This window comes from Mycobacterium bulgaricum, from assembly GCF_041287165.2.
Taxonomy (GTDB): domain Bacteria; phylum Actinomycetota; class Actinomycetes; order Mycobacteriales; family Mycobacteriaceae; genus Mycobacterium; species Mycobacterium bulgaricum.
On sequence record NZ_JBGGKV020000018.1, the window covers coordinates 24,688 to 47,622 of the forward strand.

Annotated in this window: 24 protein-coding genes and 1 pseudogene; 7 read left to right on the plus strand and 18 right to left on the minus strand. The window is 67.9% G+C overall.

The window, feature by feature from the left end:
• Positions 1-78 precede the first annotated feature (78 nt).
• The 3 genes from ACAG24_RS27540 to ACAG24_RS27550 form a co-directional block, all read right to left on the minus strand.
• Complete coding sequence (locus ACAG24_RS27540; protein WP_370475906.1) at positions 79-900, minus strand: acyl-ACP desaturase; 822 nt, start codon at positions 898-900, stop codon at positions 79-81.
• 61 nt (positions 901-961) lie between these two features.
• Positions 962-2,425: a glycine hydroxymethyltransferase gene (locus tag ACAG24_RS27545; RefSeq protein ID WP_370475907.1), complete on the minus strand. Its 1,464-nt coding sequence runs from the start codon at positions 2,423-2,425 to the stop codon at positions 962-964.
• An 18-nt stretch (positions 2,426-2,443) separates the two neighbouring features.
• The gene (locus ACAG24_RS27550; RefSeq protein WP_370475908.1) at positions 2,444-3,673 is read right to left on the minus strand and encodes a DUF885 domain-containing protein; all 1,230 of its coding nucleotides are present in this window, start codon (positions 3,671-3,673) and stop codon (positions 2,444-2,446) included.
• 30 nt (positions 3,674-3,703) lie between these two features.
• Between ACAG24_RS27550 and coaA the strand changes: the two genes are divergently transcribed.
• Entirely contained in the window at positions 3,704-4,654 is a 951-nt protein-coding gene (coaA, locus tag ACAG24_RS27555) for a type I pantothenate kinase (RefSeq protein WP_370475909.1), read from the plus strand.
• 3 nt (positions 4,655-4,657) lie between these two features.
• Here coaA and ACAG24_RS27560 read toward each other — a convergent pair whose 3' ends face one another.
• From ACAG24_RS27560 to ACAG24_RS27580, 5 genes are all read right to left on the minus strand, one after another.
• On the minus strand, positions 4,658-5,068 hold the full coding sequence (locus ACAG24_RS27560) for a hypothetical protein (protein WP_370475910.1): 411 nt from the start codon (positions 5,066-5,068) through the stop codon (positions 4,658-4,660).
• Between the two features lie 31 nt (positions 5,069-5,099).
• A complete protein-coding gene (locus tag ACAG24_RS27565) occupies positions 5,100-5,501 on the minus strand; it encodes a hypothetical protein (protein ID WP_370475911.1) in 402 nt (133 codons plus the stop codon).
• Positions 5,502-5,583: 82 nt separating this feature from the next.
• Complete coding sequence (locus tag ACAG24_RS27570; RefSeq protein ID WP_370475912.1) at positions 5,584-6,000, minus strand: hypothetical protein; 417 nt, start codon at positions 5,998-6,000, stop codon at positions 5,584-5,586.
• A gap of 69 nt (positions 6,001-6,069) precedes the next feature.
• Entirely contained in the window at positions 6,070-7,419 is a 1,350-nt protein-coding gene (locus ACAG24_RS27575) for a hypothetical protein (protein WP_370475913.1), read from the minus strand.
• 1 nt (position 7,420) lies between these two features.
• The gene (locus tag ACAG24_RS27580) at positions 7,421-8,212 is read right to left on the minus strand and encodes a (2Z,6E)-farnesyl diphosphate synthase (protein ID WP_370475914.1); all 792 of its coding nucleotides are present in this window, start codon (positions 8,210-8,212) and stop codon (positions 7,421-7,423) included.
• A 56-nt stretch (positions 8,213-8,268) separates the two neighbouring features.
• Between ACAG24_RS27580 and trhA the strand changes: the two genes are divergently transcribed.
• On the plus strand, positions 8,269-9,012 hold the full coding sequence (trhA, locus tag ACAG24_RS27585) for a PAQR family membrane homeostasis protein TrhA (RefSeq protein ID WP_370475915.1): 744 nt from the start codon (positions 8,269-8,271) through the stop codon (positions 9,010-9,012).
• A gap of 166 nt (positions 9,013-9,178) precedes the next feature.
• Here trhA and ACAG24_RS27590 read toward each other — a convergent pair whose 3' ends face one another.
• Genes ACAG24_RS27590 through mca form a run of 4 tightly spaced genes read right to left on the minus strand, consistent with a single transcriptional unit; the run spans position 9,179 to position 12,713 of the window.
• The gene (locus ACAG24_RS27590; RefSeq protein WP_370475916.1) at positions 9,179-9,550 is read right to left on the minus strand and encodes a nuclear transport factor 2 family protein; all 372 of its coding nucleotides are present in this window, start codon (positions 9,548-9,550) and stop codon (positions 9,179-9,181) included.
• 10 nt (positions 9,551-9,560) lie between these two features.
• Entirely contained in the window at positions 9,561-11,588 is a 2,028-nt protein-coding gene (locus ACAG24_RS27595) for a thioredoxin domain-containing protein (RefSeq protein ID WP_370475917.1), read from the minus strand.
• Complete coding sequence (locus tag ACAG24_RS27600; RefSeq protein ID WP_370475918.1) at positions 11,575-11,844, minus strand: hypothetical protein; 270 nt, start codon at positions 11,842-11,844, stop codon at positions 11,575-11,577. The genes ACAG24_RS27595 and ACAG24_RS27600 overlap by 14 nt, the downstream gene beginning before the upstream one ends.
• Positions 11,844-12,713: a mycothiol conjugate amidase Mca gene (mca, locus tag ACAG24_RS27605; RefSeq protein ID WP_370475919.1), complete on the minus strand. Its 870-nt coding sequence runs from the start codon at positions 12,711-12,713 to the stop codon at positions 11,844-11,846. The genes ACAG24_RS27600 and mca overlap by 1 nt, the downstream gene beginning before the upstream one ends.
• Before the next feature lie 105 nt (positions 12,714-12,818).
• Here mca and ACAG24_RS27610 point away from each other — a divergent pair, with 105 nt between their 5' ends.
• From ACAG24_RS27610 to ACAG24_RS27620, 3 genes are all read left to right on the plus strand, one after another.
• Entirely contained in the window at positions 12,819-13,253 is a 435-nt protein-coding gene (locus tag ACAG24_RS27610; protein ID WP_370475920.1) for a DUF4307 domain-containing protein, read from the plus strand.
• 228 nt (positions 13,254-13,481) lie between these two features.
• Positions 13,482-13,976 (plus strand): transcription elongation factor GreA, encoded by a 495-nt coding sequence (greA, locus tag ACAG24_RS27615; RefSeq protein ID WP_370475921.1) that lies wholly within the window; start codon positions 13,482-13,484, stop codon positions 13,974-13,976.
• Positions 13,977-14,014: 38 nt separating this feature from the next.
• On the plus strand, positions 14,015-14,686 hold the full coding sequence (locus ACAG24_RS27620; RefSeq protein WP_370475922.1) for a GOLPH3/VPS74 family protein: 672 nt from the start codon (positions 14,015-14,017) through the stop codon (positions 14,684-14,686).
• On the opposite strand, the gene ACAG24_RS27625 is transcribed toward ACAG24_RS27620, so the two are convergent.
• Positions 14,683-15,864, minus strand: a complete 1,182-nt coding sequence (locus tag ACAG24_RS27625) for a cystathionine gamma-synthase (RefSeq protein WP_370475923.1) — start codon at positions 15,862-15,864, stop codon at positions 14,683-14,685. The genes ACAG24_RS27620 and ACAG24_RS27625 overlap by 4 nt on opposite strands.
• A gap of 31 nt (positions 15,865-15,895) precedes the next feature.
• Between ACAG24_RS27625 and ACAG24_RS27630 the strand changes: the two genes are divergently transcribed.
• Entirely contained in the window at positions 15,896-17,086 is a 1,191-nt protein-coding gene (locus tag ACAG24_RS27630) for an acyl-CoA dehydrogenase family protein (protein WP_370475924.1), read from the plus strand.
• On the opposite strand, the gene ACAG24_RS27635 is transcribed toward ACAG24_RS27630, so the two are convergent.
• From ACAG24_RS27635 to ACAG24_RS27655, 5 genes and pseudogenes are all read right to left on the minus strand, one after another.
• Positions 17,070-17,555, minus strand: coding sequence for an Rv1078 family RDD domain-containing protein (locus tag ACAG24_RS27635; protein WP_374150809.1), 486 nt, complete (start codon positions 17,553-17,555; stop codon positions 17,070-17,072). The two genes, ACAG24_RS27630 and ACAG24_RS27635, sit on opposite strands and share 17 nt — an antisense overlap.
• 69 nt (positions 17,556-17,624) lie before the next feature.
• The gene (locus ACAG24_RS27640; protein WP_370475926.1) at positions 17,625-18,599 is read right to left on the minus strand and encodes a DUF2189 domain-containing protein; all 975 of its coding nucleotides are present in this window, start codon (positions 18,597-18,599) and stop codon (positions 17,625-17,627) included.
• Between the two features lie 25 nt (positions 18,600-18,624).
• A pseudogene (locus ACAG24_RS27645) lies at positions 18,625-18,894 on the minus strand (RDD family protein); the annotation flags it as partial.
• Between the two features lie 361 nt (positions 18,895-19,255).
• Positions 19,256-20,650: a cystathionine beta-synthase gene (locus ACAG24_RS27650; RefSeq protein ID WP_370475928.1), complete on the minus strand. Its 1,395-nt coding sequence runs from the start codon at positions 20,648-20,650 to the stop codon at positions 19,256-19,258.
• A gap of 29 nt (positions 20,651-20,679) precedes the next feature.
• A complete protein-coding gene (locus tag ACAG24_RS27655; protein WP_370475929.1) occupies positions 20,680-21,750 on the minus strand; it encodes an alpha/beta hydrolase in 1,071 nt (356 codons plus the stop codon).
• Positions 21,751-21,959: 209 nt separating this feature from the next.
• Here ACAG24_RS27655 and ACAG24_RS27660 point away from each other — a divergent pair, with 209 nt between their 5' ends.
• A complete protein-coding gene (locus ACAG24_RS27660) occupies positions 21,960-22,925 on the plus strand; it encodes an SGNH/GDSL hydrolase family protein (protein WP_370475944.1) in 966 nt (321 codons plus the stop codon).
• Positions 22,926-22,935 lie beyond the last annotated feature (10 nt).

The window sequence follows — 22,935 nt, forward strand, 5'->3', positions numbered from 1 at the left end:
AGCCATCGGATTTGACGCTACTCCCGGTGGGGCAATCACGCCTTGCAGGCGCGCCGGGACTGAAAGACGCGCGCGTTACTAGCTGGTGAACTGTGCGAGCAGAGGCTCGTCGGCCAGCCCCCACGCGGCGATGCGGTCGGAGACGACCTTGGCCAGCTGATCGCGGTCGAAGATGCCCGCCGCGGCCACCGCGACCTTGTCCTGATACGCGTCGATGTCCCCGCCGACGACGTCGAGGCCCGCCGCGCGCCGCGCGATGGCGTCGATCGTCTCGTCACGCGTGTAGGTCAGGCAGTGGGCGACGAGGTTGGCGAAAAACTGCTCGTGCCGCTCCTCGTCGGCTGCGATCTTGCCGACCAATCCCTTGAGCACCGGCTCGTCGATCTGCGCTTCGAGGTTGCGGCAGAACACGGCGTGCGCGCGCTCCCAGAGCGCCATGAACGCCAGCGTCTCGACCTGGGTGTAGCTGTCGGCGCGGTAACCCTTCATCACATGTTCGACGCGCACGTCCTCGTTGGCCGACGGGTCGACCTCGCGGGTGACCACGAGGTAGTTGCGCAGCGCGACGGCGTGCAGGTGCTCCTCGGCGGTCCACCGGCCCATCCAGCGGCCCCACTTGTCCTCGAGGATGAAGTGCTCGACGAACTCGCGGTGATAGCCGGCGAGGTTGTCCTTGGTGATGAGCAGGATCTCGAGAGCGTCGGTGATGTGCCGGGGCAGCGTCTCGTCGGACTGCTCCCAGTCGCGCCCACCGAGGAACGCGAAGTTCTCGCCCTGGTCGAACGGCACGTAGTCATGCGCGTACCAGATGTCCTCGGTGTCGAGGTGGCGTCGGAGTTCTTCCAGGACGACAGGCTCGAGTTCGAGGGTCAGCGCATTAGCGACAGGTTTCTGTGCCATGCGGTTACAGTAACCCAATTCTGTGGGAATCGTAAAATTCCGATCCCCGACACGCCGACGGTCAGAGGGTGAGGCCCGGGTAGAGCGGATTGGCCTCCAGCAGCTCGGCAGCCGCCGCGTGCACGCGCGCGGCCACACCGTCGGCGATCGTGTACTTGGCCTTCGACGGTCCGTTCGGCCCCGCGGCCGGCTGCGTGTTCTTCAACACCTCGACGACCAGATCGGCGACGCGGTCGAAGTCGTCGGCGCCGAACCCGCGTGTGGTCAGTGCGGGTGACCCGAAGCGGATGCCGCTGGTGTACCAGGCGCCGTTCGGGTCGGCGGGGATCGCGTTGCGGTTGGTGACGATGCCGGAGTCCAGCAGCGCGGACTCGGCCTGACGCCCGGTCAGACCGAACGACGTCACGTCCAGCAGCACGAGGTGGTTGTCTGTGCCACCGGTGACCAGCCCGGCGTCGCGTTTGACGAACCCGTCCGCCAGCGCCTGAGCGTTGTCGGCGATCGCCTGCGCATAGGTGCGGAACTCCGGCTGGCGCGCCTCGGCCAGCGCGACCGCCTTGGCGGCCATCACGTGCGACAGCGGTCCACCGAGAACCATCGGGCAACCCTTGTCGACCGCAGGGGCGAACTCCTCGGTCGCCAGCACCAGACCGCCGCGCGGACCGCGCAACGACTTGTGCGTCGTCGTCGTCACGACGTGGGCGTGCGGCACCGGGTCCTCGTCGCCGGTGAACACCTTGCCCGCCACCAGGCCGGCGAAGTGCGCCATGTCGACCATCAGGGTGGCGCCGACCTCGTCGGCGATCTCGCGCATCTTCGCGAAGTTCACCCGGCGCGGATACGCCGAGTAGCCCGCCACCAGCACCAGCGGCTTGAACTCGCGGGCTGCGGCGGCCACGGCGTCGTAGTCGATGAAGCCCGTCGTCGGGTCCGTCCCGTACTGGCGCTGGTGGAACATCTTGCCCGAGATGTTGGGCCGGAAGCCGTGCGTCAGATGCCCGCCGGTGTCCAGCGACATGCCCAGCAGACGCTGGTTGCCGAGCTTGGCGCGCAGGCTTTCCCAGTCGGCTTCCGAGAGGTCGTTGATGTGCTTGGCGCCCAGTTCAGCGAGGCCGGGGGCCTCGACGCGGGTGGCCAGGATCGCCCAGTAGGCCACGAGGTTGGCATCGATCCCGGAGTGCGGCTGGGCGTAGGCATACTGCGCGCCGAACAGCTCGCGGGCGTGCTCGGCGGCGAGCGCCTCGACGGTGTCGACGTTCTGGCATGCCGCGTAGAACCGGTGGCCGATGGTGCCCTCGGCGTACTTGTCGGAGAACCAGGTGCCCATCGTCAGCAGCACGGCGGGCGAGGCGTAGTTCTCGCTCGCGATCAGCTTGAGCGAATCCCGTTGATCGGCAAGCTCTTTGCGGGTGGCATCGGCGATGCGCGGCTCGACGGACTCGATGACCCGCAGCGCGGCCTGATAGGCCTCGCTGGCGGTGGCGGCGTACTCGGCGCCCTGACCCTGAGCAGACGTGGCAGTCATGCCTGCGAGCCTAAACGTTCAGGCGGCCCGCAGAGACGACGGGATCAGCGGCTCGTCGAGCAGCCTGCCGAAACGTTCTGTCAGCGTGACGCCGTCAGGCCGGGCGTCCAGCCACCCGCGCAGCAGCCGATAACCCTCGACATAGGTGCTCGTGTACGCGCGCCACAGCGGCGAGGACAGGAACCTCAGCGACTGGCGGGCCCGTTCGTCGCTGACCAGCAGCCACGTCTGCAGGAACTCGACGACGTCGTCGACGTCGCGGTGTTCGTCGTGCAGCATCAGCGCCGCATCCTGACGGACGTCGGCCAGCGCAGCCGTCGCCTCCGAGATCGCCTCCGCGCGTTCACCGTCGAACCGCAGCCCGAGGTCGGCGTAGATGTCGGCGGCCCAACTCCCCCAGCCGTGCCCATTCCCCGTCGCTCCGCTCGCCCCACCAGCCCCGACCGCGGCATACAGCGCCAAGTCCGCCAGCCCCTCGGCCATCAGGCACTGCGGGGTGTTGACGAGGAAGATCGTCTGCTCGGCCTGACCCTTGCCCTCGACCAGCCCCGCTTCTTTACGGCAGTGCTCGGTGTGATGCCCCGGATAGGACTCGTGGGCGACCAGCCGCGGCAGGTTCGACATCTGCTGCTTGAGGTCGGCATTGACGGCGACGGTCGACTGGTAGTCGCCCCTGTAGTAGTTGAAGCCCGACCACGGCTTGTCGGTGACGACCTCGTAGGTGATGGTCTCGCCGGCCGGCAGGGGGAAGGTCGCGCGCACCCTGTCGCGCAGCGCGCTGGAGAACGCGTGGATGGCCTCTTCGAGGCGCTCGGGCGGGATCTCCTCGGACGTGCGGTGAGCCTGGATCCGCTCGGCCAGTGGGCCCGTCCCGCCCAGCGCCTCGTCGAGCTTCGTGTGCGCCTCCCGATAGCGCTCGGGATCGCCCTTGCTGATCCGGACGTCGAAATATGCCTCGACCTCGTCGACGAAACCGACGTCCTCGCCGGCGAACTTGCGGCCCGCGCACGCCAGGGCACGCAGGTGGGAGCCGATGAACTCGGCGCGCGGCTGCTCCAGCCCGGCGGGCAGTTCGGCCAGCAGACGGTCGGCCTGACGCGCGAGTTCGGCGGGGTCGGGCCGGGGTTCGGAGGCCACCTCACGCTTGAGCGCAGGGTCTCCGGTGAACGAATCGACATAGCCTTCCTCGACCCTGTCGAAGCGCAGACCGAGCAACAGGTATTCGCGGATCAGGGTGCCGGGCTCCATATGTACAAAGCTAACTGCAAGACTGTGCGCATGGCGCGGCTGAGCGAACCCAGCCCCTACGTGGAGTTCGACCGGGCTCAGTGGCGGGCGCTGCGGATGTCGACACCGCTCAAGCTGACCGAGGACGAGCTCGTCCGGCTGCGTGGCCTCGGCGAGAAGATCGACCTGCTCGAAGTCGAAGAGGTCTATCTGCCGCTGGCCCGCCTCATCCACCTACAGGTCGCGGCGCGCCAGGCGCTGTTCGCCACGACCGCGCACTTCCTCGGGGACTCCAACGGCGAGCCCAGCCAGAATCCGGACCGCCCGGTGCCGTTCGTCATCGGCGTGGCGGGCAGTGTGGCGGTGGGCAAGTCGACGACGGCCCGTGTGCTTCAGGCGCTGCTGGCCCGGTGGGAGCACCATCCCCGCGTGGACCTCGTCACCACCGACGGCTTCCTGTACCCGAATGCGGAGCTGTCCCGCCGAAACCTGATGCACCGCAAGGGTTTCCCGGAGAGCTACGACCGCAGAGGCCTGATGCGCTTCGTCACGGCGGTGAAGTCCGGCGCCGACGCGGCGTGTGCGCCGGTGTACTCACATCTGCTCTACGACATCGTGCCCGGCGAGAAACAGATCATCCAGCACCCGGACATCCTGATCCTCGAGGGCCTGAACGTGCTGCAGACGGGCCCAGCGCTGATGGTGTCCGATCTGTTCGATTTCTCGGTGTACGTCGACGCGCGGATCGAAGACATCGAGAATTGGTACATCTCCCGGTTCCTGTCGATGCGGGCCGGCGCGTTCGCCGACCCGGCCTCGCACTTCCACCATTACTCGACGCTGACCGATGAGCAGGCCGTGTTCGCAGCCCGCGACATCTGGCATTCGATCAACCGGCCCAACCTGATCGACAACATCCTGCCCACCCGGCCGCGGGCCACGCTGGTGCTGCGCAAGGACGCCGACCACTCCATCAACCGGTTGCGGCTGCGCAAGCTCTGACGCTCACCCGCGGATGCGGCGTACTCCCGCGTACTGCAGTGCGGCCATCACCAGCGTGTAGACACCGGTCCCCAGGACGAGGAGAACGCCGGTATCCGTCAGGGGCCAGACGCCGATGACGACGACGGCGACGGTCGCCACGGAGAAGAGCGCGTTGCCCACGGCCAGCGCGAAGCCTGCGGCGCGGATACGCGGCCGCGTCGCGACGGCGAGCACGACGAGACCGAAGACCACAAACGAAGCTCCGGTCGCGTACTCCACCGCGGCAGTGGTTCCCGACAACTCCGCGACCTGCCGCCCGAGGGCGAGCAGGACGACTCCGGTGATGCCGCTGAGGATTGCGTCCGCACGCATCGCGATTCGCAACAGAGAGTCCGTCGACTCGTTCAGTTTCGGCGACGTCGAAGTGGTCATCTCGCGATTCCTTTCCTGTGCTACCGGTGGCCTAGATGCGCCGCAGCCCGACGTACTGCACGGTGCCGATCACCGCGGTGTAGGCGGCGCCGCCCAGCAGCAGCGCCACGCCCCATCCGGTCAGCGGCCAGATTCCCGACACCTCCGCGGCCACGAAGCCGACGGTGAACATGGCGTTCATCGCGATGGTGGCGATGCCGCCCGGCCGGACGCGATCCCGCCCGGCCAGCCAGTAGACGCCCACGCCGTAGACGAGGAAGAAGACTCCCAACCCGTACTCGACTGCGACGGGCACACCGGTCAGCGAGGACAGCCAGCCGGCGGCGACGACGAACGGGATGCCGGTGATCCCGACGAGCACGGCGTCGAGGCGCATGGCGTATCGCAGCAGTCCGTCCCGGGCACCTGTGGCGGGAGTGGTGGTTGCGGTCATCGATCTTCCTTTCTCGGTGTGGTGACGGGCGACCGGTGCCGGAGTCGGCGCCATGACCTCTCAGGCGACGACTCCGGACCAGTCATGCGGGGGTGCGTCGCACCCCGAGGTACTGCAGGCCGGCGAAGCCGACCGTGACCGCCGTGAACGCGACGGTCGCCGCGACGCCGAACGGGGTCAGAGGGAGCCATCCCGCCGCAAGGACGATGACGACCGCGACGGTGAAGGCCACGTTGCCGGTCAGGACGCCGACACCGACACGGCGGATGTCACGCAGACGGGCGGCGCAGTAGAGCAGCGCTCCATAGGCGACGAGCGCGGCGCCTGCAGTCCATTCGGCGGTGGGGGTCAGACCCGAGAGTCGAGAGAGCGGATCGGCGGCCATCGCGACGAACAGTCCGAGCCCGGCGCACAGCGTGGCGTCGGCGCGGATCGCGAAGCGCAGCAACTGCGGATCGGAGGGGGTGGCCGGGCGGTGCCGGGTGGTGACGGCGGTCATGTCACCTACGGTGCGCGGATTGCACTGCCAGGTCTGCACACGACGCTGCCAAGTACTGCCAACCGCAGGTCAGCGCGCTGGGACCAGGTTGCTTCTCAGGTCGGTGGCGATGACGCGCGCGGCCGCGTTCTGCCAGTTGTGCAGTGAGCGCTGCGGCACCTCGGTGACGAACCACTGCCAGGCCTGCCGCGCGAGCGGGTCCAGTCCCGCGGCCGTGGCGTTCTGCGCGTAGGCCCGCACGCCTGCGACATACGGGAAATAGAGCGCGTTGTAGTGCCGCCACTGCTCCGTGGTCCCGAAGTCGGCGCCGTCGCGCGGCTTGAGGCCTGCGATGCGCTCGGCGAGCAGCGCGCGGAGTTCGTTGGCACGTTCCAGCGGCTGGTCCGGTGCTCCGCGCAGTGCAAGACGCTCGTCGATGACGGGCAGCGCCGTCAGCGGGCTGGCGACGAGTTTGGAAAGGTCGCCGTAGTGGCCCAGTGCGCGGCGAGTCACCCGCACGAACGTCTCCTCGTCCATGCCGTCGAGCGGGCTGGCCGAACGCAGCGGCAACGCAGCCTCGGTGCTGCGCAGCGCGGCGCGGTCAGCGCGCAGGTCCGGCGAGCGCGAGAACGCGAGTCGGTCCAGCAGGTCGGCGAGCGGGTCGGCGAGCACGTTGATCGCGATCGCGATGCCCAGGCTTGTGAAGAGGAGCACGGCGAGTGTCGCGCTGGGTCCGGCCACCGCCAGACCGATGAGCACCTGGCCACCGAACAGCACCGCGACGACCGTGGTGCCCACGAACGACCGCAGCATGTCCTTGCGCAACGCGTGACCTTCGTCGAACGCGTCGCCGATCGCGACCGCGATGCCGAGTAACGCCACGTCGAAGCCGGTCGACGCCAGCGCGAGCCAGCTCGGCACGAGACCCAGGGGAATCACCAGGATCGCGTTGCCGAGCGCGAAGAACAGGGTGGCTATGACGATGAAGCGCACCACGGGCCGCGGCTGGGAACGCCGGACGACGGCGTGGATCATCGCGCCGACCGACGGCACCGACACCGCCGCGAACATCACCCAGTGGCCCAGCCGCAGCGGGCCCTCCACTCCACCGGCCATCGCCGCGCCGAGGAACGCGACCACCGCCACGGCTGCCACCAGCCCGGCCTCGCCTGCGCGACTGCGCCACGTATCGCGCGGTTGCGACAGCTCGAGCAGCACCGCGAACCATGCGATGCCCGGCACCGCGACGAGGTAGATCTCCAGGCGGCTCAGCACATCCGATCCGCTGATGACGCGCACCGCGTCGAGCGCGACCACGAGCGCGAAACTCGTGAGGCCGATCGCTGCGAAGACGAGCACGAGCTTGCGCGGGTCGCGAGCCAGCAGATAGAGCCCCAGCCACCAACTCAGTGCGAACACCAGCGCGGAGAGGGCAACCATGTCAGCGTCCGTAACGCCGGTGCCTGGCGCTGTAGTCGCGCAGCGCACGCAGGAAGTCCACCCGGCGGAACTCCGGCCAGTACGCCTCGGTGAACCACATCTCGGAGTACGCGCTCTGCCACAGCAGGAACCCCGAGAGTCGCTGCTCCCCCGAGGTGCGGATCACCAGATCCGGATCGGGCTGTCCAGAGGTGTAGAGGTTCTCTGAAATGGCTTCTGCGGTGACGGATTCGATCAGTTTGTCGCCGCTGACCCCGTTGGCGAGCTCCTTGCCCAACAGTGCGCGGACTGCGTCGACGATCTCCTGACGGCCGCCGTAGCCGACGGCGACGTTGACATGAAAAGACCCGCCGTTGCCCCCGGTGGAGTTGACCGCCTCCCGCAGCCGCCGCGCGGGCTCCTCGCCGATGAGCTCCAGGTCGCCGACGGTGCGCACGCTCCAGTGATTCGCCGGTGCGCAGATCTCCTCGACGACGTCGGTGATGATGTCGATCAGTGAGGTCAGCTCGTCGCGGTCGCGCTGCAGATTCTCCGTGGACAGCAGGTACACCGTGGCCATCTCGATGCCGGCCTCCTGGCACCAGCGCAACATGTCGGCGATCTTGCGCGCCCCCACGCGATAGCCGTAGCTGACATCGTCGAAGCCCGATTCCCTGGCCCAGCGGCGGTTGCCGTCGCACAGGACGGCGATGTGGCGCGGCAGTTCGGATTTCTTGAGTGACAACCCCTGGCGCAACCGCATCTCGTAGAGCCGGTACATCGGCTCCTTGAGTCGCCGCGGAATGAGGTCCACGATGGTCCAGACTACTGTGGCGCCAGGGACATCCAAGGCCAGTCAGCGGAGGTGAAATGCCGACATCGCTCGAACCGTGGTACACCGCAGATTCCTCGAAGGGACCGGAACGGGGACCCGAGGATTTCCCCGAAGCGGTGGTCCAAGGTGTCACTCAGTTCCTGGGCAAGCCCCGCCTTCGCGGCTGGATCCATGTGTACTCCGCGGTCATCGCCGTCATCTGTGGTGCCGCCCTGGTCGCGGTGTCCTGGTCACTCGAGTCGACGCGTGCCGGGATCGCGACGCTGATCTACACGTTCACCATCGTCGCGATGTTCGCCGTCAGCGGCACCTACCACCGGGTGAACTGGACGTCCGACACGGCGCGTAAGTGGATGAAGCGTGCCGACCATTCGATGATCTTCGTGTTCATCGCGGGTAGCTACACCCCGTTCGCGCTGCTGGCCGTGCCTGGCGACGACGGCATGGTGCTGTTCTGGATCGTGTGGGGCGGAGCGTTGGCCGGTGTCGCTCTGAAGATGCTGTGGCCGTCGTCGCCGCGCTGGCTCGGTGTGCCGCTCTACATCCTGCTGGGCTGGGTCGCGGTGTGGTTCATCGGGCCGATCATGCAGGGCGCCGGGGTCGCCGCTGTGGTGCTGCTGATCGTCGGCGGTGCGCTCTACAGCATCGGCGGGGTGCTCTATGCGTTGAAGTGGCCCAACCCGTGGCCGACGACGTTCGGGCACCATGAGTTCTTCCACGCGTGCACGGCCGTCGCGGCGATCTGCCACTACATCGCGATGTGGTTCGCGGTCTTCTGAGCGCCCGCCTCGCACCGCCCGCCTCGCACCGCGAGCGCGCGTGTCTGCCCGTCGACACCCCGGCCCCTCGCGCATGTCACGCACCCTCAGCGCCGACGAGCGCGCGGAAAACCCCGCCTCGCCTGGCGTGTCGCAGGGCAGACACGCGCGCTCGCGGTGCGGAGGGTTAGGAGAGCTGGGTGATGTTCTGCGGGCCCCAGTACGCCTTCATCGACGTGATCTGGCCGTCGCCGTTGAAGCTCATCACCTCGATCGGCTCGATCCGCATCGCGCCGGAGACGGTGATGGCGAAGACGAACGCCGCCTCGTGTCCGCCCGCGCGGAAGTTCAGGAGCTCCGTCTTGATCTCGGCCGCTTCCATGACCTTGTAGAAACCGGCGATCGCCTGCCGGCCGATGTGGATCTCCCCGCCGCCGACAGGGTCCTCGAGGGTGGCGTCCTCGGCGTAGAGCGCGGCGACGTCGTCCGCGCTGCCGCCGGCAACCGTGTCGAGGTAGCGCTGGACAAAACCTTGCAGCACATCGGGCTCGAAGCTCATGTGCGGCACGCTACACGGACGGCCCCAGGGCGGCGGCGAGATCCTCGACGGTGGTGACGGGCAGGTCACACACCCGTCCGCGGCAGACATACGCGGCGTCGGAATCACGAACGCGGGGCCGCTCGCGCAGCAGTTCCGACGAATCCAGTGCGCCCCCGACGACGACGGCCCCGCCCGGCGCGAGCGCGCGGGCGGCAGCCAGCAACTCGGAATCGGGCCGGTCACACGCCACCGCGATCTGGATCGGTCCGCGCACGGCCGCCTCCGCCACAGCGAGCCAGTGCCCGGCCGAACGCGGGGCGCGATCCAGCAACACGGTTGCACTGGACAGCGTCGCGTCGGCGGCGGTTCCGTACCGCGCCGCGGACCCTTCCTCGGCGAGATGCGCTGCCAGCTGCAGCGCTTCGGCCATCAGCGACGCCCCCGACGGGGTCGCGCCATCCATCGGATCAGACGGCCGCAGCACCAGCCGCTCGGCGTCGTCGGCCGCGTCGTACCAGCGGCCGGCCTCCTCCGGATCGGCGAAATGATCCAGCGCGATGTCCACCAACCGGAGGGCCTCGTCGAGCCATGCGGGTGCGCCCGTGGCCTGATGCAGCGTCAGCAACGCCGTCGCCAATGCCGCGTGGTCTTCCAGAATCGCCACGCTCTCGCCGACCACACCCCCGAGGCTGGAGCGCCGGAGCCGGCCGCCCACGAGGTGCAGATCCAGCAGTGCGCGCGCGCAGTCGCTTGCGGCACTGAAGTATTCGGGACGGTCGAGCGTGAACGCCGCCTCCACCAGCGCGGTGATCGCCAACCCGTTCCACGCCGTCACGACCTTGTCGTCGCGCGCAGGCTGGGGCCGGTCGCGGCGCGCGGCGCGCAGCGCGGACCGCACCCGCTCGTACCGGTCGGCATTCCAAGGTTCGGAGTGAGGACCGGACCGCAGTTGGAGCACCGACGTTCCGTGCTCGAACGTCCCCTCAGATGTAACTCCGAAAACCGTTGCCGCCCAGGATCCGTCGTCCTCACCGAGCACCGCGTTCAGCTGCGCCGGTGTCCACACATAGGTCAGCCCCTCGGCGCCCTCGGTGTCGGCGTCCAGCGAGGAGACGAACATTCCGTCGCGCCGCAGTTCATCGAGCAGGAACCGCGCTGTCTCGTCGGCAACCTTGTGCGCCAACGGATCTGCGGTACGACGGGCCAGGTGTGCATAGACCCGCAGCAACTGCGCGTTGTCGTAGAGCATCTTCTCGAAATGCGGTACCACCCAGGAGGAGTCGACGCTGTAGCGGGCGAAGCCACCGGCCAGCTGGTCATAGATTCCGCCACGGGCCATCGCCGTGCAGGCGCGCGTCACCGTCGCCAGCGACGCCGACGACCCGGTGCGTTCGTGGTTGCGCAGCAGGGCCTCAAGCAGCGCCGACGGCGGGAATTTCGGCGCGCCGGAGGGAGAGTTCGCGAAACCCCCGTTGACGGCGTCCTCGTCGCGCAGCACCACCGCGACGGCATGGTCACAGAGTTCGGGCGCCACGGCGGGGCCGCCGCCGGGCAAACCGGACGCCATGGAACGCAGTTCGCCGGCGATGTTGTCCGACGTCTGCTCCACTTCGGCGCGACGGGTGCGCCACGTCTCGTGCACCGCGGCGAGCAACTGCAGGAAGCTCGGTTTCGGGTAGTAGGTGCCGCAGAAGAACGGCCTGCCGTCCGGCGTCAGGAAACAGGTCATCGGCCAGCCGCCCTGCCCCGTCAACGCCACGGTCGCGTTCATGTAGACGGCATCGAGGTCCGGACGCTCCTCCCGGTCGACCTTGATACAGACGAAGTCCCGATTTGCGACGGCGGCAACTTCGGCATCCTCGAACGACTCGTGGGCCATCACATGGCACCAGTGACAGGCCGCGTACCCGATCGACAGCAAGATCGGCACGTCGCGTTCAGCTGCCTCGGCGAGCGCATCGGCGCCCCACTGCTTCCAGTGGACGGGGTTGTCGGCGTGCTGCCTCAGATACGGGCTGGTCGCCTCGGCGAGCGCGTTGCCGTCAGGGCGACTCACGTTTCGTCCCGTCGGCCGGGTTCTCGGTGGCCACGTCCGGATCGGCGTCCGGCGTGCCGTCGGCGTCGCCGTCGAAGCTCTTGGGCAGCCGCTTGAGGTGCTTGTTCATCGACCACACCAGCAGGAACACACCGATCAGCAGCAGCACGATGATGATCAGCCCGACGGGGCTGGCCTTACCGAAGTCGGGTCCCGTCTGGCGTGGTTCCTGCGCCAGCGTCATCAACTCCAGGCCCAGCATCATCGCGTCGTTCACTAGCGTCCCTCAATCCCGGCGAACAGGTCGGTCTCAGGCAGCGTGACGGGTACCCGCGACCGCGCCAGCTCGAACTCCTCGGTAGGCCACAGCCGTTGCTGCCACTCCATCGGTGTGGTGAAGAAGAAGCTCTTGGGGTCGATCTGCGTGGCGTGCGCCAGCAGCGCCTCGTCACGTTGCGCGAAGTACTTCGAGCATTCGATACGGGTGGTGACGCGCTTGTCGAGAATGTCGTCGTCGGGGTCCCACTTCTCCAACCACTTCGCGAAGGGGCCCTCTTCGCCGTGCTTGGCGAACTCGTCCTGCAGTACCTGCATCCGCTGACGCAGGAAGCCGTGGTTGTAGTAGAGCTTGTGCGCACTCCACGGTTCGCCGGCATCGGGATAGAGCACGTGATCGGCGGCGGCCTCGAATGCGGCGACGGACACCTGGTGGCACTTGATGTGATCGGGATGCGGGTAGCCGCCGTTCTCGTCATAGGTGGTGATGACGTGCGGCTTGAAGTTGCGGATCACCTTGACGAGCGCCTCGGTCGGCCGCTCGAGCGGCTCCAGCGCGAAACACCCCTCGGGCAACGGCGGCAACGGATCGCCTTCGGGCAGTCCGGAGTCGACGAACCCCAGCCAGTGGTGTTCGACGCCCAGGATCTCCGCGGCTTTCGCCATCTCGTCGATGCGGATCTCGTGGATGCGACCGTGCACCTCGGGGATGTCCATGGCCGGGTTGAGGATGTCGCCGCGCTCCCCGCCGGTCAGCGTCACGACCATCACCCGCACGCCCTCGTCGACGTAGCGGGCCATCGTCGCGGCACCCTTGCTGGACTCGTCGTCCGGGTGCGCATGCACGGCCATCAACCGCAGTTCGCTCAACCTGGTTCCTCTTAGCTGGTCAGCTGCTTGGGCACTCACGCATCAGTTCAACCACGAGAGTGGCCCTATAGTTCCAGGTCTAGTAGACCCATCCGACCGACGGGCATGCAAAACGAGATGATCGAGCGTCCCACCGCCCGCTACGGGCGGCAGCGACTGAACCGGCGGACCGGCCGTTGGATCGCCATCGGGCTGACCGCGCTGGTGGCGGTCATCGGCGTGGCGGTCGCGGCGATCGCCTTCACCCGCTTCGGGTCCAACGAGGTCGAGGGCGAGATGGCCGGATACGAAATCGTCGACCCGAACACCGTCGACGTGACGATCAGCGTCACCAGGGCTGACCCGTCCCGGCCGGTGGTGTGCATCGTGCGGACTCGGTCCTACGACGGCCACGAGACGGGACGACGCGAGGTGCTGGTGCCGCCGTCGGATGCGGCAACGGTGCAGGTCATCACCACCGTGAAGTCGACGAAGCCCGCCGTCGTGGGGGATGTCTACGGCTGCGGGACAGACGTGCCCGGATACCTCGTCGAGCCCTAGCGGGTCCACCGTCAACAAACGCCCGCCTGCGAAATCGTGAAGTTCGGGTAGCCCCCCGGTGGTATGGTTGACCGATACACGGTTCCTGCTGGGGCCGTGTATTGCTGCATTTTGGAGCTCAGAACCGAAGCTCGATCGCGGCAATACACGTCGGCAGTTCCCGGCGCCGTGTACAGACCACACTTCTACAACGCAAAGCGCGGAAGTTAACGACGACAGGAGCGCGACATGACGGACACCCAGGTCACCTGGCTTACCGAAGAGTCCTACGACAGGCTGAAGGCCGAACTGGACCAGCTGATCGCCAACCGGCCCGTCATCGCCGCCGAGATCAACGACCGCCGCGAAGAGGGCGACCTGCGCGAGAACGGTGGCTACCACGCCGCCCGCGAGCAGCAGGGCCAGGAAGAAGCCCGCATCCGGCAGCTGCAGGAACTGCTGAACAACGCCAAGGTCGGCGAGGCCCCCAAGCAGTCCGGCATCGCATTGCCCGGCTCCGTCGTCAAGGTCTATTACGACGACGACGAGAAGGACACCGAGACGTTCCTGATCGGCACCCGCGAGCAGGGCGTCAGCGACGGCAAGCTCGAGGTCTACTCCCCGAACTCCCCGCTCGGCGGCGCCCTGATCGACGCCAAGGTCGGCGAATCGCGGTCCTACACCGTGCCAAGCGGCAACACCGTCAAGGTCACCCTGCTCAGCGCCGAGCCCTACCACAACTGATTCGGCGCACCCGGTGACGCCGGGTTAGTCTCCCCCGCATGGCCCAGATCGCAGAGGACCTGTTTCTGCTGCTGCTGGACAACGCATCTGCCGAGCCCGCGCTCGACAGTCCGCGCCGTGACCATGTTCTGGCCGCGGCGGAACTGCTCGACCTGGCGCTGGACTGTCGCGTCCGTCCCGCTGTCGACGGCGAGCAGGTGCAACCCGGCCGCCTGGTGGCACTCGACGCGGCGGGCCCGATCGACCCTGTGGTGGCTCCGGCGTTCTCACTGCTGCAGGCCAAGCCGCTGCGCCCGGATGCGGCGATCAAGAAGCTGGGCAGAGACACCCAGGAACGGCTGGTCGCCCACCTGGAACGGTCGGGACAGATCCGTCGAACCACCACGTCCGCCAAGCTTCTGCGGCGGACCCATACGTTCCCGCTGACCAATCGCGACCGGGTCGCCTCTGCGCGGGCCGCGTTGATGGCTGCGCTGTTCGACCGGAAGCCGCCCGCGCCGGTGACGGCAGCGATCATCACCGTGTTGCACGCGGTCGACGGCCTCGGCGCGCTGTTGAGTCTCAACGACCGCGGCTGGCGCTGGGTGCACGCCCGTGCGGGCGAAATCGCCGGCGGCAGTTGGGTTGACGAGTATCCGACGGCGCTGCCCGAGGTGAACCTGGCGGTCACCGCGTCCGCGGTCCGGCAGGCGCTGGCGCAGCTGTCCTAACCCCGCGAGCCCAGCGCCTGCTCGACGTCACCGAGCAGATCGGCCTCATCCTCGATGCCGACGGACAGGCGGACCAGGTCGTCGGGCACCTCCAACTGGGAGCCTGCCGTCGACGCGTGCGTCATCGCGCCCGGGTACTCGATGAGCGACTCCACCCCGCCCAGAGACTCGGCGAGAATGAAAATCTCTGTGCGAGCGCAGAAGTCGCGGGCGGCCTCCGGGCCACCCTTGAGCCGCACCGATACCATGCCGCCGAAGCCGCTCATCTGCCTGGCCGCCACCTCGTGTCCGGGGTGCGACGGCAGGCCCGGGTAGAGGACGGAATCGATCGCGGGGTGTCCGTCGAGGAATTGCGCGACGGCGGCGGCGTTCTCGCTGTGGCGTTGCATCCGCAGCGGCAGCGTTTTGAGGCCGCGGATGGTCAGGTAGGCGTCGAACGGCCCCGGCACCGCGCCCGCACCGTTCTGCAGGAACGCGAACGCGTCGTCGAGGGCCTCGTCGTTGGTCAGCAACGCTCCCCCGACGACGTCGGAGTGCCCGCCGATGTACTTCGTCGTCGAATGCAGCACGATGTCGGCTCCCAGCGACAACGGCTGCTGCAGCGCCGGGGATGCGAAGGTGTTGTCCACCAACACTTTCGTACGCTTCTCGGCACCCAGCGCGGAGATCGCGGCGATGTCGGCGATCGACAGCAGCGGGTTGGTGGGCGTCTCGATCCAGATCAGCTTGGTCCGGTCGGTGATCGCCGCGCGCACCAGATCGACGTTCGACAGGGCCACCGCGGTGTAGCTGATGCCCCACAGGCTGAAGACCTTGTCGATGAGCCGGAACGTGCCGCCGTACGCATCGTCGGGGATCACGACGTGGTCGCCGGGCCGCAGTACCGCGCGCAGCACGCAGTCGGTGGCGGACATGCCGGAGCTGAAGGCCCGCCCGTAGGACGCTCCCTCGACGGCGGCGAGGGCATTCTCCAAAACCGAGCGCGTGGGGTTGCCGGTCCGCGCGTACTCGAATCCGCCGCGCAGCCCGCCCACACCGTCCTGCGCGAACGTCGAACTCGCATAGATCGGCGGGTTGACGACGCCGGTGGCCGGATCCGGCCGATAACCGGCGTGAATGGCCTTGGTGGCGGGGCCGTAGGCGCGGTAGTGGTCGGCTGCTGATCGCTGCTCGCTCATGGTCGCAAGGCTAGCGGTGTAGAACTTGGACATGGCCACCACTGCAACCACGACGATCGAAAGCCTTCTCGATCTCGATTCCCTGCTCAGCGCCGAGGAGCGCGACCTGCGCACAATGGTGCGCGAGTTCGGCGAGCAGCGGCTGCGCCCGCACATCGCCGAATGGTTCGAGAGCGCCCGTCCCGAAGACAAGGTCCCGGTCCGCGAGCTCGCCGTCGAAATAGGCAAGCTGGGCCTGCTCGGCATGCACCTGACGGGTTACGGCTGCGGCGGGTCGACGGCGACGGCCTACGGGCTGGTGTGTCAGGAGCTGGAGGCCGTCGACAGCGGCCTGCGCAGCCTGGTGTCGGTGCAGGGCTCGCTGGCCATGTTCGCGATCCATCGCTGGGGCAGCGAGGAGCAGCGTGAGCAGTGGCTGCCGGGAATGGCCGCCGGTGAGCTGATCGGCTGCTTCGGTCTGACCGAGCCCGACTTCGGCTCGAACCCGGGTGGGATGCGCACCACGGCCCGCCGCGACGGCTCGGACTGGATCCTCAACGGTTCCAAGATGTGGATCACCAATGCATCGATTGCCGACGTCGCGATCGTATGGGCCAGATCCAAGGAGGGGATCGTCGGATTCGCGGTGCCGACGTCGACACCCGGATTCTCGGCCAGGGAGATGACGCACAAGCTGTCACTGCGGGCGTCGGTCACCTCGGAATTCAGCCTCGACGACGTGCGCTTGCCCGAGGACGCGAGACTACCTGGCGCACAGGGGTTGTCGGGCCCTCTGGCGTGCCTGTCGGAGGCGCGTTTCGGCATCGTGTTCGGTGCGGTCGGGGCCGCACGGGACTGCCTGGAGGCCACGATCGACTATGTCGGCACGCGTGAGGTGTTCGACAAGCCGCTCTCGGGATACCAGCTGACGCAGGCAAAGATCGCCGACATGGCCGTCGAACTCGGCAAGGCCCAGTTGCTCGCACTGCACCTCGGTCGCCTCAAGGACGACGGCCGGATCCGTCCCGAGCAGGTCAGCGTCGGCAAGCTCAACAACGTCCGCGAAGCACTCAAGATCGCCCGTCAGTGCCGAACCTTGCTGGGCGCCAACGGGGTCACTCTTGAATATCCGGTGCTTCGGCACGCGAACAATCTCGAGTCGGTGCTCACCTACGAAGGCACCTCCGAGGTGCATCAGCTGGTGATCGGCGAGGCACTGACCGGCGTCAGCGCGTTCCGCTAGGCCGCACCGGCACGCACACCGTACCCATCAGCTTGTCCGCCAGGGTCTGTCGCCTCGGGTCGAGCAGCGGGAGGAGGAAGCCGAGGCCGCACAGTGCCAGGTCGAGGAGATGAAGAGCCTCGCGCAGCACCGAGGCTCCGAATCCGATTGGCTGCCAGGTTCTTTCGGCGAGCACCCGAAAACCCATGACCGCCTTGCCCAGGCTCGACCCGCTCCGCCCCTGGCGGTAGCCGAAGTTCCATCCCAGGTAGACGACGGTGAACACGACCGTGAGCACGCCCGCGATGCCGCCCGCCGGTGAGTGGACGGCCGTGCACGACACCCCGCCGTTGTCGTAGGTCACGCAATCGGTGGGCGCACTCCCGACGGCCACCACTTCCCAGATGACCCACCCCACCAGCAGGGGCGTCCCGTCGATCACCGATGCCCCCACCCGAGTCAGCCACCGGGTATAGGGATTTCTGTTCACATCCGCCGTTCCGCAACGCGATGTCGGCGTGCCCGAAGTATCGAGCACGCCGACATCAGAGACGAGCGGTTACGGGGTGACCGGTGCGACGTATCCGCCGTTGAGCCGCCGGTAGGCGTACACCAGCAACAGCGTCGCGAGCGGGACAGCTGCCAGGAGGCCGACGCCGCAGAGCAGGAAGCCGACGATCATGACCGCGGCGATCGCCAGCGCGGTCAGCAGTGCGGGGCCGAGATTGTTCTTCACCGTCTCGAAGCTCGACTTGATCGCGTCGATCGGCGACAGGTTGCGGTCGAGCACCGCGATGGTCGTGAACATGAACAGGAAGCTCGCGATCAGGCCGGGCAGGACGCACAGGAAGTAGCCGATGGTCGAGATGACACCGGTGATCAGACCTGCGATCACGACGTTGCCGATGTTGCGCGGCCTGAAGAAGGACCCGACGCTGACCTGCTGGCCGTTGGCGATGTCGAAAATGCCGCCCAGGTAGGCGGATTGGATGGCCGCCGTCACGAGGAGCGTGAGGAACCAGCCGACGATCGACACGAGGATGCCGGCGAAACCGGTGGCCGCATACGAGAACGACAGACCGCTGTCGTCGGCGACATAGCTCGTGTCGCCGGGCGAGACCAGCATCTGGACGACGTTGATGATCCCCTGCAGGGCCGCCACGACGACGAGGAACACCAGCGTGGCGACGATGAGCGGGACAGCGTTCTTGGTGAACTTGTTCCACCCCCAACCGAATGCTTCGCCGACGTTGTAGGCGGGCGGTCCGCCGACGGGCGGGTAGCCCTGCGGCGGCGGTCCGAAGCCGCCCTGCGGCGGTCCGAAGCCTTGCGGCGCCCCGTAACCGCCTGCAGGCGGAGGCGGCGGGTAGCCGCCGGGATCCTGCGGAGAAAATCCGCCACCGGGCGGCGGAGGCGGCGGCTGATACCCACCCCCGGGCGGGGGCGGCGGGAAACCACCGCTGGGCGGCGGCGGAGGCGGGTAGCCCCCGGGCGGGGGAGGCGGGTAGCCGCCGGGCGGCGGATTCTCTGTCATCGATATCTCCTGATCTCGATAGTGGTCACAGCGGTGTGCAGACCGTCCCCATTGTCTTGTCTGCAATGGTTTGACGCTTGATGTCCCACAGCGGGAACGAATATCCGATGTAGCAGATCGCCCCGTCGATGGCGTGGCCCAGCCGGCGGACCGTCGAAAGCCCGAAACCACTTGGTTCCCAAGTCTTCTCGCTCGCTACGTGAAACTTCATGACCGACTTGCCGATGCTGAACCCGGTTCGATGGCCGTGGTTCCAGATCTGGAAGGTAATCGACAGCGCAACACAGATCAACAATCGGCCGGCCGAACGTGGCGGCGCCATGGTTACCGGTGCGAGACGGTCGATGACGGCTGCGGCGGCCCGCTGTCGGCCACGGCATGTACGACGACGGCGACAGAGACGGTCCCGTTTGCGGGGGCCCGCCCAGCGTCGGTGTACGGAACGGCAGATGCCCGAGCGTGGAGGTCTGCTGCGACAAAACGGGCGGCCCAGCACCAGGCGGTTGGTCTGTCATCACGCCCCTCCGGTCGCGCAGAGCTGGGAACAAGCGTGCTTACCCTACCCGAGACCGCCGCTCGTACAGCGTTTTCGCGCCTCCGACACCGGCGGCACCCGCGCCGCCCGACGATGTTTGCCAGACTCGCGCGTGCGGGTGTCAGCGGCGCGTCGTGCCGTCCGACAGGTAGCCGAGGAGATCGTGGCGGGTCAGCACGCCGGCCGGCTTGCCCTCCTCCACGACCATCACCGCGTCGCACTCCCGCAGGGTCTTGGCCGCGGCGCTGACGAGCTCTCCCGCACCGATGAGTGGCAGCGGCGGGCTCATGTGCTGCGACACGGCGTCGGCGAGCTTGGCCCGTCCCTCGAACACGGCGGAGACCAGCTCGCGTTCGGACACGCTGCCCGCCACCTCACCGGCCATGACCGGCGGTTCGGCGCCGACGACCGGCATCTGGGAGACGCCGTATTCGCGCAGGATCCCGATGGCGTCGCGTACGGTTTCCGACGGATGCGTGTGGACGAGGTCCGGCAGCGCCCCGGACTTGCCGCGCAACACGTCGCCGACGGTCGACTCCTCGACCGAACCGTCGAGCCTGCTGCGCAGGAAACCGTAGGACGACATCCATCCGTCGTTGAAAATCTTTGAGAGATAACCACGTCCGCCGTCGGGCAACAGCACGACGACGAGGGCGTCGGGACCTTCCCGCTCGGCGACCCTGATCGCGCCGACGGCGGCCATCCCGCAGGATCCACCCACGAGGAGCGCTTCCTCGCGCGCCAGCCGGCGCGTCATCTCGAACGAATCCGCATCCGAGACCGCGATGATCTCGTCGGGGACGCTCGGATCGTAGGCCGACGGCCAGAAGTCCTCGCCGACACCCTCCACGAGGTAGGGCCGCCCTGTGCCGCCGGAGTACACCGAACCCTCCGGGTCGACGCCGACGATCTTCACTGTCCCGCCGGACACCTCCTTGAGGTAGCGGCCGGTGCCGGTGATCGTGCCGCCGGTGCCGACGCCGGTGACGAAGTGGGTGATCTTGCCGTCGGTGTCGGCCCAGATCTCCGGGCCGGTCGTCTCGTAGTGGCTTTCCGGGCCCATCGGGTTGGAGTACTGGTCGGGCTTCCACGCGCCCTCGATCTCCCGGACGAGCCGGTTGGACACGCTGTAGTAGCTCGCCGGGTCGTCGGGTGCCACGGCCGTCGGGCACACCACGACCTCGGCGCCGTAGGCGCGCAGCACGTTCTGCTTGTCCTCGCTCACCTTGTCGGGGCAGACGAAGATGCACTTGTAGCCGCGCTGCTGGGCGACGAGCGCAAGGCCGACGCCGGTGTTTCCCGACGTGGGTTCGACGATGGTGCCGCCGGGCTTCAGCTCGCCGCTGGCCTCGGCTGCGTCGATCATCTTGATCGCGATGCGGTCTTTCGAGCTGCCGCCGGGGTTGAGGTATTCGACCTTGGCGGCGACAGTGCCCGATCCCGGCGGGACGACCGAGTTCAGCTGCACCAGAGGGGTTTTGCCGATGAGCTCACTGATGTGCCGGGCGATGCGCATGTGTACATGCTCTCAGGCCCGGCGTGCGGCTACCAGGTGGCCTCTCGGATGTACTCGCCGATCTGCTTGATCGAACGGCTCGCTTCCGCGACGGCGGGCGCCCCGAGCTGAAAAACGTGCATCTGACCAGGCCAGATGCGGACCTCGACCGGCACGCCGGCCGCGGCGAGCAGGCGCGCTGCCTTCCGCGCATCGCTGAGCAGAACCTCGGATCCGGACACGTGGATCAACGTCCGAGGCAGCCCGGGCTCGATGTGGTCGAGCGGCTCGTAGACCTCTTCGGGCCTGCCGTCGACGATCCGGCGGGACGCCGCATCCTCGATCAGCTCCACGATCGCGTGGAAGGCCTTCGGCGGGAACATCGCGTCGGAGCGGACGTTCGGGTGATCGGCGCGCGTCGTGTTGTCGATCTCGAACAGCGGCGACATCGTGACGATCGCCGCGGGCGTCTCCCCGACGAAGCCGTTGGTGCCCTGGGCCTGCAGCCGCTCGGCGAGGGCCAGTGCGAGGTAGCCGCCCGCGGAGTCACCGGCCAGCACGATCTGATCGGGCTCGTAACCGGTCTGCCGCAGCCACTTGTAGGCGTCGTAGCAATCGTCGAGCGCGGTGCCGACCGAGTGCTTCGGGATCATCCGGTAGTTGACGACCAGCGCGGGCGCGTCGGCACATTTGGACAGCGCCGTCACCAGGCGACCGTGGGTGTTCACGCCGCAGGTCAGGAACGCCCCGCCGTGCAGGTAGAGAATCACGGTGCGCTTGCCGTCCGCGGGCAGCACGCCCGCCGCCCGGACCAGCTGCGCCGTGCAGTGCGGCAGTGCGATGGTGGCGCGGACGGTTCCCGGCGCCGGCTTGAGCACCCGCGCGGCGAAGTCCACCAATCCCCATGGAAAGGGGAGTTTGGGGGCGTAGCTGCCAACGGCGAGGAACGGTTTGATCGTGGTCATCGCGGCCAGGCCCATCAGGCGGCCCGCGACGCTCGGTCCGTCCTCGACGACCTCGACCGGCGCGCCGTCTGAAACGGGGAACTTCCGCGATTTACGCCCACGAGCTGCGTTGATAGCAGCATGAGGAGTTGCTGGAACCTTGCTGGGTGCCGTCATCGCCACCACTTCCTACGCCGATGTAGAGCCGGGATGAGCCGAGTTAGTCAGACAACCTCGTAACTTAGCTTCGCACTAGTAACCATTATCACAATTGGTTAAACGCATTTGGTACCGGAGTTGATACCGCACTGTGACCCCCTCGGCGCACGACCACCCGCGTATCCGCCGAAACCCCCTCTAAACTTGCCGCCGTGGGCACTCTCCGCGTGCGCCTCAGCGCACCGCGCAAATCGACCGTCGCCCTGGCGGCCGCGGCCACGCTCGCGTCGACCGGCACCGCCTACGTCGGAGCCAGGAACCTGCTCAGCGGGCAGGCTGACCAGGCCCGCCAGATCATCCCGAAGGCCTGGGACGTCCCCCCGCGCGCGGACGGCGTCTACACGCCCGGCGGCGGACCGCCTGAACGCTGGCACCGCGGCATCCCGTTCGACCTGCACCTGATGATCTTCGGCGACTCCACGGCCACCGGGTACGGGTGCGTCGTCGCCGACGAGGTGCCCGGGGTGCTGCTCGCTCGCGGCCTGGCCGAGGAATCCGGCAAGCGGATCCGGCTGAGCACCAAGGCCATCGTGGGCGCCACGTCGAAGGGTTTGGCCGGCCAGATCGACGCGATGTTCGTCGCGGGCACTCCCCCCGACGCCGCGGTGATCATGATCGGGGCCAACGACATCACCAGACCCAACGGCACCGGCCCGTCCGCGAGGCGCGTCGGCCGGGCGGTCCGGCGCCTGCGGGCGGCGGGCGCGGTCGTCGTGGTCGGCACCTGCCCCGACTTCGGCGTCATCAAGGCCATTCCGCAGCCGCTGCGATGGGTGGCCCGCAGCCAGGGCCTGCGGCTCGCGCGCGCACAGGCCGCGGCGGTACGGGCTGCGGGCGGCATCCCCGTCCCCTTCTCCGACCTGCTCTCACCGCACTTCTACAAGACCCCGGAGCTGCTGTTCTCCGCGGACATGTTCCATCCCTCCGCGGCCGGGTACGAACTCGCCGCCAAACAGCTGCTGCCCGCGCTCTGCCACGAGTTGGGCGAGTTCATCACCGGCGAACCTCCCGAGGAGGCGCTGGAGTCGCGCACCGGTGAGGGCACGTCACTGCTGTCCCGCGTCGGCGGGCTGAGCCGGCTCTGGCGCCGCTCGACCGGGGTCCCCGCGCCCATCGTCGTGGCCGCGGGCTAGGTTCTTGGAA